8 protein-coding genes and 1 pseudogene are annotated in these 15,060 nt (G+C 74.7%); 8 read left to right on the top strand and 1 reads right to left on the bottom strand.

What is annotated here, in order from left to right; all coding sequences use genetic code 11:
• Positions 1 to 32 precede the first annotated feature (32 nt).
• The 4 genes from ACFZCF_RS09425 (at position 33) to ACFZCF_RS09410 (ending at position 9,387) form a co-directional block, all read left to right on the top strand.
• Positions 33 to 3,605, top strand: coding sequence for a protein kinase (locus ACFZCF_RS09425; RefSeq protein ID WP_391285695.1), 3,573 nt, complete (start codon positions 33 to 35; stop codon positions 3,603 to 3,605).
• A gap of 242 nt (positions 3,606 to 3,847) precedes the next feature.
• Positions 3,848 to 5,626 (top strand): protein kinase, encoded by a 1,779-nt coding sequence (locus tag ACFZCF_RS09420; RefSeq protein WP_391285692.1) that lies wholly within the window; start codon positions 3,848 to 3,850, stop codon positions 5,624 to 5,626.
• Between the two features lie 151 nt (positions 5,627 to 5,777).
• Positions 5,778 to 7,442: a succinic semialdehyde dehydrogenase gene (locus tag ACFZCF_RS09415; RefSeq protein WP_391285690.1), complete on the top strand. Its 1,665-nt coding sequence runs from the start codon at positions 5,778 to 5,780 to the stop codon at positions 7,440 to 7,442.
• 109 nt (positions 7,443 to 7,551) lie between these two features.
• A complete protein-coding gene (locus ACFZCF_RS09410) occupies positions 7,552 to 9,387 on the top strand; it encodes a GMC oxidoreductase (RefSeq protein ID WP_391285688.1) in 1,836 nt (611 codons plus the stop codon).
• 948 nt (positions 9,388 to 10,335) lie between these two features.
• Here the strand turns inward: ACFZCF_RS09410 and ACFZCF_RS09405 are convergent.
• On the bottom strand, positions 10,336 to 10,641 hold the full coding sequence (locus tag ACFZCF_RS09405) for a chorismate mutase (protein WP_391285686.1): 306 nt from the start codon (positions 10,639 to 10,641) through the stop codon (positions 10,336 to 10,338).
• Between the two features lie 370 nt (positions 10,642 to 11,011).
• On the opposite strand from ACFZCF_RS09405, the gene guaA reads away from it, so the two are divergent.
• The 4 genes and pseudogenes from guaA to ACFZCF_RS09385 all read left to right on the top strand — a co-directional run bounded on the left by guaA (position 11,012) and on the right by ACFZCF_RS09385 (position 15,010).
• Positions 11,012 to 12,604 (top strand): glutamine-hydrolyzing GMP synthase, encoded by a 1,593-nt coding sequence (gene guaA / locus ACFZCF_RS09400; RefSeq protein WP_388437537.1) that lies wholly within the window; start codon positions 11,012 to 11,014, stop codon positions 12,602 to 12,604.
• Positions 12,605 to 12,826: 222 nt separating this feature from the next.
• Positions 12,827 to 12,982 (top strand): annotated as a pseudogene (locus ACFZCF_RS09395) (class II aldolase/adducin family protein); the annotation flags it as partial.
• A 158-nt stretch (positions 12,983 to 13,140) separates the two neighbouring features.
• Positions 13,141 to 14,397 carry a hypothetical protein gene (locus ACFZCF_RS09390; protein WP_391285684.1) on the top strand — a complete coding sequence of 419 codons (1,257 nt, stop codon included), beginning with the start codon at positions 13,141 to 13,143 and terminating at the stop codon, positions 14,395 to 14,397.
• A 145-nt stretch (positions 14,398 to 14,542) separates the two neighbouring features.
• Positions 14,543 to 15,010: a DoxX family membrane protein gene (locus tag ACFZCF_RS09385; protein WP_391286012.1), complete on the top strand. Its 468-nt coding sequence runs from the start codon at positions 14,543 to 14,545 to the stop codon at positions 15,008 to 15,010.
• Positions 15,011 to 15,060: the final 50 nt, after the last annotated feature.

The following is a 15,060-nucleotide window of genomic DNA, read 5'->3' as shown; positions in this document are numbered from 1 at the left end:
CGGGGCACGACCAATGCGCAGGGGGAGGCGCCGTGGACGAGTACGCGGGACGGGTGCTCGCGGAGCGCTACCGCCTTCCGTTGCCGCCCGCCGGCTCCGCGGGCCTCGTCGACCTCGCCGAGACCCGCGCGTTCGACACGTACAGCGGGCAGGAGGTGCGGGTCCGTCAGGTCCCGCTGCCCGAGGTCGTCGACGCGGAGGTCCTCGGCGAAGGGCCCGCGCCCGGAGGGGCGTACGGCGCGGCGGGCGGCGCCACCCGCAGACCGGCCGAGCCGGGCGTCCGCCGGGCGATCGAGGCCGCCCAGGCCGCCGCCCAGATCCCCGACCATCCGTTACTGGACCAGGTCTTCGACGTCTTCGCGGAGGCCGGCTCGCTGTGGATAGTCAGCGAGTACGTGGCCGCGCGCCCGCTCTCCGCCCTCCTCGACGAGGGCCCGCTCAACCCGTTCCGCGCCGCCGAGATCGCCGCGGACGTCCTCACCGCCCTGCGCGCCCTCCACGCCCACGGCTGGGTCCACCGCAACATCACCGCCCGCACGGTCCTCGTCTGCGACGACGGCCGCGTCCTCCTCACCGGCCTCGCCGCCGGCGCCGCCGAGGAGGCCCTCTGCGGCTACGCCCCCGTCCCCGACCCCGACGACCCGGCCTTCCGCCCCCCGGAGGACGCGTACGAGGAGCGGGGGGAGTACGAGGGGGAGGAGGAGTACGAGGAGTACGAGGCGGAGGCCTACGACGCACCCGCCGAGGAGACGTACGAGTCGGAAACGTACGAGCCGGCGGCGTACGAGAACGGCGTGTACGAGCCCGGGGCGTACGAGAACGAGGCGGACGGCACCGAGGCGGACGGGACGCGGCCGTACGGGCCTGAGGCGCACGAGCCCGAGGGACCCGGCGCGTACGGGGCTCGGGCGTACGAGTCCGAGGCGTACGAGGTGGGGGCCTATGAGCCCGACCGGTACGGGGACGGATACGGGACCGGGGAGGAGGCGGCGCCGGAGGGCGAGGCCCCTGGCGGACCGCCGCCCGCCGCCGAGCCCGTGCCGTACGGGGTCGACCCCTACGGGACCGCGGCCCCCGCACCGCGCCCCGCGAGCCCGCCGGAGGCACCGGCGGTGCCGCCCAGCGCCGATCTGCGGGCGGCCCGGGCGGGGGCCATCGCCGCCTACCGCGCGGCCACCCGTGCCGCCGCCGCGCGCATCGGCGACACCGGCCCGCTCCCGGTCCAGCGCACCCCCCGGCCCCAGCTCGAACCGGAGCCCGCGCCCCGACCCCGGCAGGAGCCTCAGCCCGAGCCCTGGCCCGGATCCCGGGCAGAGATCGAACCCGCGCCCGAGTCCCGGGCGGAGACGGGGCCCGCGCCCCAGCCCCGGAACGAGCCTCAGCCCGAACCCCGGCCCGAACCTTGGCCCGAGTCCCGGCCCGAATCCTGGCCCGAACGCCGGCCCGAGTTCCAGGCCGCGAAGGAGCCCGCGTCCGAACCCCGGACCGAACCCCGGTCCGAGTTCCGGACCGAGCCCGGGCACTGGCCCGAGCCCCGGAACGAGCCTCAGCCCGGGCCCTGGCCCGAAGCCCGGAATGAGCCTCAGCCCGAGCCCTGGCCCGAGTCCCGGGCAGAGACGGAACCCGCGCCCGAGTCCCGGTCCGAGCCGGGGCCCGCCTCCGAATCCCGGGGCGAAGCGGTCCTTCCGGGGGCCTCCCGGCCCGGGCCCGCGCCGCTGTGGTGGGCGCGGGCGACGGATGCCGAGGACGACGGCGACGACGACGGCGACGGCGAAGACGCCGACGAGGGTGGTGACGCGGACGGCCGGCGGCCGTACGGCGGCGGCCCGCACCCGCCCCGCCTGATGCTCAAGGGCAGCTGGACCGACGGCCCGCACGCCTCCCGGGACGGCTCGCCGCGAGTTCCGGCCGGCGGGAGCCCGGTGCTGCCCGGCTCCGGCCGGCCCGCGCTGCCCGCCGGGTACACGGCCGCCGCCCCGGAGCCCGCCCGCGCCGCCCCGGCGGACGCGGCGGCCGCCGTACCCGCGCAACAGGGTCCGGTGGGCGAGCGGTACCGGGGCCCGGCCACCCGGCTCGCCGCCGAGCGGGCCCGCCAGACCCGGATCGCCGTCGTCGGCGCCGTCACCGAGCGCTGGGCGCCCGAACAGGCCGGACCCGTCCACGAGAACTGGCGGCTCGCCCCGCCGATCGGCCCGGCCACCGACCTGTGGGCGCTCGGCGCGCTGCTCTACCGGGCCGTCCAGGGCCACGCCCCCTACCCCGAGGACAGCGCCGCCGAGCTCGTCCAGCTGGTCTGCGCCGAACCGCCCGCCTACGCCGAGGAGTGCGGCCCCCTGCGCCCGGTGGTGGAGTCGCTCCTGCGCCAGGACCCCACGGAACGGCCGGACTTCGAGGAGCTGCGCGGCTGGCTGCGGTCGCTGGTCCGGTCCGCGCCGGAGCCGGAGGCGGAGTTCGCGGCCGCGCCCCCGTCACCCTTCAACGCGAAGCGGCTGCCGATCCTGCGCCGCAGGGGCGAGTTGGTGCGCCGCCGCCGCGCCGCCGGTGCGGGCCGCATCCGCCACCGCCACCGCCGCGGCAAGGACGCCCGGGGCGGCGGGCCACCCGCGCCCGCGCCGGTCTCCGCGCCCGCGCCCACCCCCGTACCCGAGGAACCCTTCGAGGCCCGCGAACCCCTCGACCCCCAGGCTCTTTTCGAACCCCGGGGCCGCGAACCCCGCCAGGAGCACGAGCCCCATGAGGAGTTCGAGTTCCACCGGGCGTACGAGTCCCATGAGGAGTTCGAGTCCCACCGGGCGTACGAGCCTCGCCACGGGTACGAGCCCCGCCAGGAGTACGCGTACGGCTACGAGGACGCGGAGCCCGAGCCGCCGCGCCCCCGGACCGGCCCCCGCTCCCGCGGCCGGCGCGTGCTGCTCGTCGGGCTCCTCCTGCTCGGCGCCGCCCTCGCGTACATAGCCGTCGCCCTGCCCCGCGGCGGCGAGAAGCCCGCCGGCGCACGCCCGCCGGCGACCACGGCCCCGCCGGCCGCGAAGCCCACGGAGCCCACGGAGTCCACCGGGACCCCCACGCCCACCGCCCCGGCGCCCACCACCCCGCCCCGCCCGACCTCGGCTCCCGCCTCCCCGCCCGCGTCCGCCTCCGGCCCCGCCCTGGCCTCCGGATACGTGCTGCGCGAGGACCCGGAGGGTTTCCGGATCGGGGTGCCGCGCGACTGGCGGCGCAGCCCCGTCAACGCGGCGGGTCAAGTGCGGTACACGGGCGGAGACTTCACCCTGATCGTCGTACCGGGCCGGGACAGCGTCCGGGACAACGGCTCCGATCCGCTGGAGTACCAGAACACCAAGGAGCGGGAGCTGGAGCCCTACCGGCAGTCCAGCTGGTCCGAGTTGGTGCGGTCGCGGCGGGTGGACATCGGCCGCACGCCCACCGCCGAGGGCCAGTACACCTGGTACGACGGCGCGGGCCGCAAGGTCTTCGTCCACAACCTCGCCCTCATCGAGGGCGGGAGGTACCACGTCGTCCAGGTGATCGGTCCCGACAGCGACCGGGACAGGGTCGCGGAGATCTACGGCGAGGCGGTCAAGGGCTTCCGCCCGGGCCGCTGAGCCCGCCACCGGGCCGGAAGCACACCGTCGAGCCCCGCCACCGGGCCGGAAGCACACCGTCGAGCCCCGCCACCGGCCCGGAAGCGCGCCGCCGAGCCGCGCCACCGGCCCGGGAAGCGGGTCCGACCATCCGGTCGGTACCGGCGCCGGCGGTCACAGTGCGGTTCCTTTGCGGGCCCCGCGGTTCCGTCCGCCGTCCCCTCCTCCGTAACCTGGCACCGGAAGCTACGGGGCGGGGGCAAGTGGAACATTCTCAGGGCACAGGCGCGGGGCTGCTGCTCGCCGGGCGGTACCGGCTCGTCGAGTCCATCGGACGCGGCGGCATGGGCAGGGTCTGGCGCGCGCACGACGAGGTGCTGCACCGTGTGGTGGCGGTGAAGGAACTGACGGCGGGCCGGTTCGTCGCCGAGGCCGACCGGCTGGTGCTGCACGCCCGCACCCAGAAGGAGGCGCGGGCCGCCGCCCGGATCACCCACCCCGGCGTGGTGACCGTCCACGACGTCCTCGAACACGACGCCCGTCCCTGGATCGTCATGCAGTTCGTCGACGGCCCGTCGCTCGCCGACGCCGTCAAGGAGGCCGGGACGATCGAGCCCCGCGAGGCGGCCCGGGTCGGCCTCCACGTCGTCGGCGCGCTGCGCGCCGCGCACGCGGCCGGCGTGCTGCACCGGGACGTGAAGCCCGGGAACGTCCTGCTCGCCCGCGACGGGCGGGTCCTCATCACCGACTTCGGCATCGCGGCGATCGAGGGCGACTCCACCATCACCCGGACCGGCGAACTCGTCGGCTCCATCGACTATCTGGCGCCCGAGCGGGTGCGCGGAGGGGACCCCGGCCCGGCCTCCGACCTCTGGTCGCTCGGCGCCACCCTGTACACGGCCGTCGAGGGCACCTCGCCGTTCCGCCGCACCTCCCCGATCAGCACCATGCAGGCGGTCGTCGGCGAGGAGCCGCCGCCCCCGGCGCACGCGGGGCCGCTCGCCGCCGTCATCGTGGCGCTGCTCCGCAAGGACCCGGAGCAGCGTCCGCGCGCGGACGAGGCCGAGCGGATGCTGCTCGACGCGATGGAGGGGCGCAGCCCGCAGACCGCCCAGGCGTACGTGCCGACGCAGCGGATGGACCTGGAGCCGGCCGTCACGACCACCGGCACGCCCTCCGGCCCCGCCACCGGTACGCCCTCCCGCCCGGCCACCGGTACGCCTTCCGGCCCCGCCGCCGGTACACCCTCCGGTACGGCCACCGGCCCGGGGCCCGTACCGACCGCGGGATCGCCCCTGACCCCGCGTACCGTCGAGTGGCCCGACCCGGCGGGGAGCGGGACGGAGGGCTTCACGCCGCCGCCCGCGTTCCCCGCGCCGGGGCCGCGTCCCGCCGCGTCCGCGGGGAAGGGGCGCTGGCGCTCCGCCGTCCTCACCGCGGTGCTCGCCGCCGCCGTCGCGGGCGGCGCCGTCTTCGCCGTGATGCAGTACGGCGGCGGGGGAGGCGGGGGCGAGCCGGGTCCGGTGGCGAGCAGCGGTGCCACCCCCGGTCCCACGGCCGACGGCCGCAAGGGCGTCGCGGCGGACGAGGTCCCGGCCGGCTGGAAGCGGGTCGACGACCCCGCGGGCTTCTCGCTGATCGTCCCGGAGGGCTGGAAGCGCCAGGTGGAGGACGACAACATCGACTACACCCCGGACCGCGGCAACCACCGCCTCCGGATCAGCATCGACCCGAGCCCCGACTTCGACACCCCGTACGCCCACCTCCTGGACCTGGAGAAGACGCTCAAGAAGCGGATGGACTACCAGCGGGTGTGGCTGAACCAGAGCACCTACCGGGACCACGTCAAGTCCGCGCTCTGGGAGTTCACCTGGACGGAGAAGCAGAACTTCCCGGGTCCCCGGCACGCGATCGACCGGCTGTACTACGCCGACGACGGCACCGAGTACGCCATCTACATGACCTCGCCGGAGTCGAGCTGGGACACCACGCGCGAGCAGTTCGACCTCGTCCTCCAGCACTGGCGGGCACCCGGAACCTGACCCCGGAAAAATCTTCACCAAAGGCCCGTGGCGGCCGTGAGCCGCTGATCAGGGCTTATATGCCAGTGATCACTGGCGCGATGTGCGCGCGGGGTGAAAACGCGTTACCGGCGGGTACCCAAAGGCGGGAACGAGGCCTACCCTCGGCCTCATGACGGACTCGCAGGCCCCCGCCGCCCTCACGATCGCCGCCGACCCCGCCCCGGCGGCCCGCCCCGCAGCGCCGGCCGGCGCGACCAACCCGGTCGCCCCCGCACCGGCCGGAGCCCGGACCGCCGCCGACGTCGTGACGCCCGATCTGGTCGCCCGGCTCACCCGGGGGGTCGTCGGCTCCGGCCGCACCGCCAACCACACGCCCTTCACCGGGGCGAAGCTGGCGGACCTGCCGGAGGCCACGCCCGAGGACGTCGCCGAGGCGTTCGCGCGCGCCCGCGCCGCGCAGGCCGCCTGGGCCGCCACCCCCGTCCGGGCCCGCGCCGCCGTCCTGCTGCGCTTCCACGACCTGGTCCTCGCCCGCCAGTCCGAGGTCCTCGACCTCATCCAGCTGGAGACCGGCAAGGCCCGGCTGCACGCCCACGAGGAGGTCCTCGCGGTCGCCGTCGCCGCCCGCCACTACGGCCGCAAGGCGTCCTCGTACCTCCGTCCCAAGCGGCACACCGGTGTCGTCCCGGCCCTCACCAAGGTCACCGAGCTGCGCCAGCCGCGCGGGGTCGTCGGCCAGATCGCCCCCTGGAACTACCCCTTCGAGCTCTCCGTGGGCGACGCCCTGCCCGCCTTCGTGGCGGGCAACGCGCTCGTCATGAAGCCCGACACCGAGACCGCGCTCACCGCCCTCTGGGCCCGTGAACTGCTGATCGAGGCCGGCCTGCCCGCCGAGGTCTTCCAGGTCGTGCTCGGCGAGGGCCCGGTCGTCGGCCCCGAGGTCGTCCGCCACGCCGACTACGTCTCCTTCACCGGCTCCACCCGCACCGGCATCGAGGTCGCCCGCGGCGCCGCCGCCCGGCTCGTCGGCGTCTCCCTCGAACTCGGCGGCAAGAACGCCATGCTGGTCCTGGAGGACGCCGACGTCGAGAAGGCCGCCGCCGGCGCCGTCCGCGCCTGCTTCTCCTCCGCCGGCCAGCTCTGCATCTCCATCGAGCGCCTGTACGTCCACGAGTCGATCGCCGACGCCTTCCTGGAGCGCTTCGCCGCCCGCACCAAGGCCATGCGCCTCGGCAACTCCCTCGCGTACGGCGCCGACATGGGCTCCCTCGTCGGCGAGCGCCAGCTGGAGGCCGTCACCCGGCACGTCGACGAGGCCGTCGCCAAGGGCGCCACGCTCGTCGCCGGCGGCGTCGCCCGCCCCGACATCGGCCCGCTCTTCTACGAGCCGACCATCCTCGACGGCGTCGAGGCCCCGATGGCCGTCTGCGCCGAGGAGACCTTCGGCCCGGTCGTCTCGATCTACCGCTTCACCGACGAGGACGAGGTGATCGAGCGCGCCAACGCCACCCCCTACGGCCTCAACTCCTCCGTCTGGACCACCGACGCGCGCCGCGGCCACGCCGTCGCCGCCCGGCTGCGCACCGGCACGGTCAACATCAACGAGGGGTACGCGCCCGCGTACGGCAGCGTCCGCGCGCCGATGGGCGGCATGAAGGACTCCGGCCTCGGCCGCCGCCACGGCTCCGAGGGCATCCTCAAGTACACCGAGGCCCAGACCGTCGCCCAGCAGCGGCTGATGCCGCTGGCGCCGTCCTTCGGAATGGACGACGCGAGGTACGCGGCGGTGATGAGCCTCTCCCTGAAGGCGCTGAAGGCCCTGCGCCTGAGCTGACTCCGCGCCGGCGCCCGCCGCGTCCGTCCGGCCGCGTCCCCGACGTTTCCCACGCTTGCGACGTTTCTCACGTTTCTCACGTTTCCCACGAGGTTCTGCGAGGAGAGCCATGACCGCGGTACCCCCTGCCCGCATCCAGGACGAGGCAGCCCCGGCCGAGGACGCGTACGACTACGACGTGCTCGTCGTCGGCTCCGGCTTCGGAGGTTCGGTCACCGCCCTCCGGCTCACCGAGAAGGGCTACCGGGTCGGCGTCCTGGAGGCCGGCCGCCGCTTCACCCGGGAGACCCTGCCGAAGAACTCCTGGGACCTGAAGAACTTCCTGTGGGCGCCGACGCTCGGCCTGTACGGCCTCCAGCGCATCCACCTGCTCGGCAACGTGATGGTCCTCGCCGGCGCCGGCGTCGGCGGCGGCTCCCTCAACTACGCGAACACGCTGTACGAGCCGCTGGCGCCGTTCTTCGACGACCCGCAGTGGAAGGACATCACCGACTGGCGCGCCGAACTCGCCCCGTACTACGACCAGGCGAAGCGGATGCTGGGCGTCCGGCTCAACCCGACGATGACGCCCTCGGACGTGCACCTGAAGGCCGCCGCCCAGGCCATGGGGATCGGCGACACCTTCCACATGGCGCCCGTGGGCGTCTTCTTCGGGGACGGCAAGGACGCCGTCGGCGGGGACGGGGTCGGCACCGCGAAGGCGAAGCCCGGCGAGGAGGTGGCCGACCCCTTCTTCGGCGGCGTGGGCCCCTCCCGCAGGGCGTGCACCGAGTGCGGCGAGTGCATGACCGGCTGCCGCCACGGCGCCAAGAACACCCTCAACGAGAACTACCTGTACCTGGCCGAGAAGGCGGGCGCGGTCGTCCACCCGATGACCTCGGTCGTCGCCGTCACCGAGGACTCGCGCGGCGGCTTCGCCGTGAAGACCCTCCCCACCGACAACCGGAAGAAGGGAAGGGGCCGCACCTTCACCGCCCGCAAGGTGGTCATCGCGGCCGGCACGTACGGCACCCAGACCCTGCTGCACCGGATGAAGGACAGCGGCCTGCTGCCCCGGATCTCCGGCCGGCTCGGCGAGCTGACCCGCACCAACTCGGAGGGGCTGGTCGGCGCTCAGACCACCGACCGCCGCTACCGGCGCAAGCACGGCGCGCGGAAGGCCGACTTCACCCGGGGCGTCGCCATCACCTCCTCCGTCCACCCGGACGAGAACACCCACATCGAGCCGGTCCGCTACGGCAAGGGCTCCAACTCGATGGGCGGCCTCACCGTCCTCCAGGTCCCCTACGGCGCCCACCGGGTGCGCAACTGGGCCCTCCACATGGCCCGGCACCCGCTGCTCGCGCTGCGGTCGCTCTCCAACCGGCGCTGGTCCGAGCGGACCATCATCGGACTCGTCATGCAGTCCCTCGACAACTCGCTGACGACCTACCGCAAGCCCGGCGGCCTCGGAAAGGGCCTGCTCACCGCCCGCCAGGGCCACGGGGCGCCGAACCCGACGCAGATCGAGGCGGCGACCCGGGCCGCGACCCTCCTCTCCGAGGAGATCAACGGCTTCGCCGGATCGAACATCGGCGAGCTGATGGGCACCCCGCTGACCGCGCACTTCCTCGGCGGCTGCCCCATCGGCGCGGACCCGGAGTCCGGCGTCATCGACCCGTACCACCGGCTCTACGGCCACCCGGGGATCTCGGTCGTGGACGGCGCGGCGGTCTCGGCCAACCTGGGCGTGAACCCGTCGCTGACGATCACCGCGCAGGCGGAGCGCGCCATGTCCTTCTGGCCGAACAAGGGCGAGGAGGACCCGCGGCCGCGGCAGGGCGAGGCGTACGTGCGCGTGGCGGCGGTCGAGCCGAAGTCCCCGGCGGTCCCGGCCGAGGCCTTCGGCGCGCTGCGGCTGCCCTTCCTCGGCATCCCGGCGGTGCCGCCGAAGAAGACGCTCTGAGGGACGGCGGGCGGCCGGGCGGCGGGTGGCCCGACGGCGGGCGGCCGGCCGGGCGGATAGCGGCAGGGCGGCCGGGCCGGCGGAGAGGCCGTCCGGCCCCGGACAGACAGAAAGGGCGCTGCACCCCCCTCCGAGTGCAGCGCCCTTCCGGCTTTTCGGTGTTGCTGCATAGATGACCTCCGGACCCCGCCTTTGGTTGTAGGCGTTGCACGAGATCTTTATGTGATGCGCGTCACGTAGTGGTGGCGGAGCGTGAAGAGGGCCCGTGCCGCGATTCCGGTCGCGGCACGGGCCCTGGGCCGGCACCGGTGTCAGGGCAGCGGCGGTGCCGGGGGAGCGGCGCCGGGGGGTGCGCCGCTTCGGGGAGAAGGTTCGGGGTGGGACGGTCCTGGGGACGGGGAGGGAGCGGTGGGGAAGGGTGAGCCGGGTGCGGTCGGTCCCGGGCGTCCCCGGGACCGACCGCCCTTTCTGGGTGACCGGGCTGCTGTCCCCTGCCGTCCGGTCACGCGCGCTGGGGCGAGGTCCCACGACGTGCGAGAAGCACGTCACACGCCCCAGCGAAGCCACGCGTGGTTTCCTGCGGGCCCGCCCCTGGCTGGCACGGACACCCCGCTCAACGAAGCCCGCCGGGGGCCGGTCACGCGCCGTACGGGTGAGTCCGGCACCGAACGGGGGTGCGGAGCCCCACCCGCCTGGTGCGCGGCCCGGGTGCGGGTCCCGGGGCGGGTCCGCGAGGCCGGGAACGGGTCTCGCGGCGGGGGTGCGGTCCCGGGGGCGGGTCCGCGGGTCCGTTAGGCGGGTTCGCGGGTCCGGGGCGCGGTCCGGGGGGTGGGTCCGGCCTGGGCCGGGGCGCGGGGCGCGGCGGGTGCGAGGGACAGCGGCGGGCGCGGGCCCGGGCACGCGCACAGCGTGGGGCGCGGAGCTGGCGCGGGCAGGTGCGGGGGGGCCTCAGACGCGTCCCCGGCACAGCTCCAGCATCGTCATCGCCAACGCCGTGCCCGGCTTGCCCAGCGCGTCCCGGTAGTGGGCGAGGACGTCCATCTCGCGGGCCAGGTTCACCCGCCGGCCGCCGGAGGAGATCCGGGCCTCCTGGATCACCGCCGAGATCGCCATCCGCTCCTGGATGAGGCCGATGATCCGGTCGTCGAGGGCGTCGATCCGCTCGCGGGCGTCGCCGATCAGGGAGGCCGCCTCGTCGGTGCGGGCGCCGGTCTGCTCGGTGAGGGTCTTCGGGGCGGCGGTCTTCGTGGTCATGCGGGGCTCCTGGGTGGTGTGGGGGCCCCGGATCGGCACGGCCCGGGAAACGACAGACGCCCCGGGCCTTGTCGGCCCGGGGCGCCTGGGAAGTCGCTTGTCAGTTGCTCAAGCAGCACGACCATGGCAGCCGGTGGGCCGGTTGCCATAGGTAAACACGAAGGTCGAGTGCGTGCGCATGGCGCTCAGTATGGCCCCCACCCGCCGTAACGGGGCAAGCCGGGACCGAATGGTGAGACGAAGGCCACCCGGGTTCGGATGGTGAGACGAAAAGCCTCACGCGCGCGCCGGTAGAATCGACAAATAGCCCCCTCCCTCGGGAAACCTCCCACCGCCGGGGGAGCCCTCCTACCGCCGGAAGGCCGCCGTAGTGTCATCAGCGTCCCCCGCTGCCGCGCCCGACGTCACCAACCCGGACGTAGTCCTCGTTGTCGACTTCGGCGCCCAGTACGCCCAGCTCATCGCCCGTCGCGTCCGCGAGGCGCGGGTCTACAGCGAGATCGTCCCGTCCACCATGCCGGTGGCCGAGATGCTGGCCAAGAACCCCAAGGCGATCATCCTCTCCGGCGGTCCGTCCTCCGTGTACGCCGAGGGCGCCCCGCGCCTCGACCGTTCGCTGTTCGAGGCCGGCGTCCCCGTCTTCGGCATGTGCTACGGCTTCCAGCTGATGGCGACCACCCTCGGTGGCACCGTCGACAACACCGGAGCCCGCGAGTACGGCCGCACCCCGCTGCACGTCTCCAAGGCAGGCTCCACCCTCTTCGAGGGCACCCCGGTCGAGCAGTCCGTGTGGATGTCGCACGGCGACGCCTGCTCCGCCGCCCCCGAGGGCTTCACCGTCACCGCCTCCACCGACGTGGTCCCGGTCGCCGCCTTCGAGAACGACGAGAAGAAGCTCTACGGCGTCCAGTACCACCCCGAGGTGCTGCACTCCACGCACGGCCAGCAGATCCTGGAGCACTTCCTCTACCGCGGCGCCGGCATCGAGCCCTCCTGGACGACCGGCAACGTCATCGAGGAGCAGGTCGCGGCCATCCGCGCCCAGGTCGGCGACAAGCGCGCCATCTGCGGCCTCTCCGGCGGCGTCGACTCCGCCGTGGCCGCGGCCCTCGTCCAGAAGGCCATCGGCGACCAGCTCACCTGCGTCTACGTCGACCACGGCCTGATGCGCAAGGGCGAGACCCAGCAGGTCGAGAAGGACTTCGTCGCCGCGACCGGCGCCCGCCTCGTCGTCGTCGACGCGGAGAAGCGCTTCCTCGACGCCCTCGCCGGCGTCTCCGACCCGGAGACAAAGCGGAAGATCATCGGCCGCGAGTTCATCCGCGTCTTCGAGCAGGCCCAGCTGGAGATCCTCCAGGAGGAGGGCCCCGAGGTCGCCTTCCTGGTCCAGGGCACCCTCTACCCGGACATCGTCGAGTCCGGCGGCGGCACCGGCACCGCCAACATCAAGTCGCACCACAACGTGGGCGGCCTCCCCGACGACATCGAGTTCGAGCTCGTCGAGCCGCTGCGGCAGCTCTTCAAGGACGAGGTCCGGATGGTCGGCCAGGAGCTCGGCCTTCCCGAGGAGATCGTCCAGCGCCAGCCCTTCCCGGGCCCCGGCCTCGGCATCCGCATCGTCGGCGAGGTCACCAAGGAGCGTCTGGACCTGCTCCGCGAGGCCGACGCCATCGCCCGCGAGGAGCTGACCGCCGCCGGTCTCGACCGCGAGATCTGGCAGTGCCCGGTCGTGCTGCTCGCCGACGTCCGCTCCGTCGGCGTCCAGGGCGACGGCCGCACCTACGGCCACCCGATCGTCCTGCGCCCGGTCTCCTCCGAGGACGCGATGACGGCCGACTGGTCGCGCCTGCCGTACGACGTCCTCGCCAAGATCTCCACCCGGATCACCAACGAGGTCGCCGACGTCAACCGTGTCGTCCTCGACGTCACCAGCAAGCCGCCGGGCACCATCGAGTGGGAGTGACCCCTCCCGCACGCGCACGAGGCCGCCGTCCCCGCACCCCGCGGGCGGCGGCCTCGCCGCTTCCCGGCCCACCCGCCCGGACCCGTCCCGTCCGGCCTCTGGTGACTTGACCGGCCGGGCGTCACCTTCCGGCGCATGACCGAGACACCGGCCCCCGTCCCCGTCGACCGGCTCCCCCCCGCCGCGCGGTGGTTCATCGCCGTGGACCGCTGCGCCCGCATCCAGCTCGCCGCCCGTGCCGCCGGAAGACCCGTCCTCATCGACCACAAGGACGCCGTCGCCACCCGTGAACAGCTCGGCAGCGACCTCGTCGCCTGGATCAACTACCAGCCGCTCTGGCGCAGGATCAGCCGAGCGGAGCCCGAACTCCTGTCGTAACACCATCGCTTCACCTTTCTGTACGTCAATGAGATGGCTCGGCAATCACTCTCAGGAGGGGCGCGCGCGGCCCGCGCGAACACCCTCGGTGCGGCACAATTCCGAGGAACCAGCGGCAGGTTGAGGTCGAAACCTCGAACTCGGGAAGTGACAGCACCGTGGCGGTCCAAGAGGCGAGACACTACGGCGGGCGCCACGGCGCCGACGCCCACCCGACGGCCTGCGCCGGCTGCGCCCACTGCGGCGAGACCGGCCACCGACGGGCCGTCGCCGCCTTCCTCGCCCGCCGGGAGGAACTCGCCGCCGGCCACGGCGTCCCCGTCGCCGTCGCCCACTCCCCGGTCGCCGCCCGCCAGTGGGTCTCCGACGAACTCGCCCAGTCCGCCCGCGCCGTCACCGCCCACGGCCGGGAGGCCGGACTCGCCTGGCTCGCCCGCGTCCGCACCGGCAGCCTCGCCGCGATCGGGGCCGCCGTCCTCGCCCTCCTCCTCGGCCAGGCCCTCACCGCCCTCGGCACCGGTTGGACCGCCACCCGCACCGCCGGCCTCTGCACCGCCCTCCTCCTCGCCGCCCCGCTCACCGCCGCGGCCCACGCCCACAGCGCCCGCGGCGGACTCCTCGCCCCCCTCACCGGCGAGGACAACCGGCTCTCCACCACCCGCGCGGTGGCCGCCGCCTGGCTCCTCTTCCTCTGCTACGCCCTCCTCTTCCTCACCTCCCGCGCGCTCACCGCCGCCCCCGCCGCCTTCGGCCTCGCCCGCGCCGCCGGTCTCGTCACCGTCGTCGCCCTGGTCTCCGCCGTCGCCGTCACCGCCCGGCTCGTGGTCTCCACCCGCATCGCCGGCCGCCGGCTCCAGAAGGTCCGCGCGGACCGGCCGCGCGCCGCCGACCTCCTCTGCGACGACAACGGCCGCGCCGACCTCGCCGACGTCCAGTACGTCCTCGTCTCCGGCGCCGTCCTCGCCTTCGCCGCCGTCCGGCTCGCCGCCGACCCGGCCCGCCTCCCCGAACTGCCCTGGTCCCTCGCCCTCCTCCTCGGTGTCTCCGCCGCCTGGCACCTCGCCGCCAAGTGCACCGAAGGCGGCCCGCCCGTCGTCCACGCCGTGGTCCGCGCCCGCGAGGCCGGCGACCTCGACGCCCCCATCCGCACCGGCGACGACATCGAGATCCGCGGCCACGGCTTCGTCCCGCCCGGCGCCGCGGCCCCGGACCCGCTCACCCGGCTCGTGGTCCGCATCGGCCCCGTGCACGCGCACGTGCCCCTGGTCCCGGTCCCCGGCGGCTTCGCCAACCCCACCGACACCGTCCTCACCGTCCCCCTCCCCGCCGACGTCGAGCCCGGCCGGGTCGAGGTCTCCGTCGTCACCGCCGCCGGGTTCGAGACCAACCGGGTGACGATCGACGTCGCCGACTGAGCATCCGGTCCCTCTCGGTGTCCCCTTCACAGGCCGAGCGGAGACAATCGGTCCGCGAACAGTCGTACGGGCTGTGGAGAGGTGACCGATCATGAGCGAGTACACACACCACCCCCGAGGCGCCGCGCCCGGCCTCAAGGGCCGCATGGACGCCTGGCGGGCCACCGCCTCCCGCCACGCCCTCCTCCCGCTCCGGATCTTCCTCGGCGTCACCTTCGTCTACGCCGGCCTCGACAAGCTCACCGACCCGGCCTTCCTCGCCGACACCGGCACCGGCTCCATCGGCGAGACCATGCGCGGCGTCCGTGACTCCTCGGCCCTCCCCGGCCTCGTCGACCTCGCCCTCCACGACCCCAGCGGCTTCGGCCACGCCCTCGCCCTCGGCGAGCTCGCCGTCGGCCTCGGCACCCTCCTGGGCATCTTCGCCCGGGTCGCCGCCCTCGGCGGCGCGCTGATCTCCCTGAGCCTCTGGCTCACCGTCAGCTGGCAGGTCGAGCCCTACTACCTCGGCAACGACCTCGCCTATCTCATGGCCTGGTTGCCGCTGCTGCTCGCCGGGGCGCCGGTGCTCTCCGCCGACCGGCTCCTCGCCGAACGCCGCCGGACGCCGTAGGCCACCCACGTCGCCAGCCCGGCCACCCACAGCGCACACCACATCACCGG

Source organism: Streptomyces sp. NPDC007945 (assembly GCF_042958885.1).
Lineage (GTDB): Bacteria > Actinomycetota > Actinomycetes > Streptomycetales > Streptomycetaceae > Streptomyces.
This window is presented reverse-complemented; position numbering and strand designations above follow the sequence as displayed.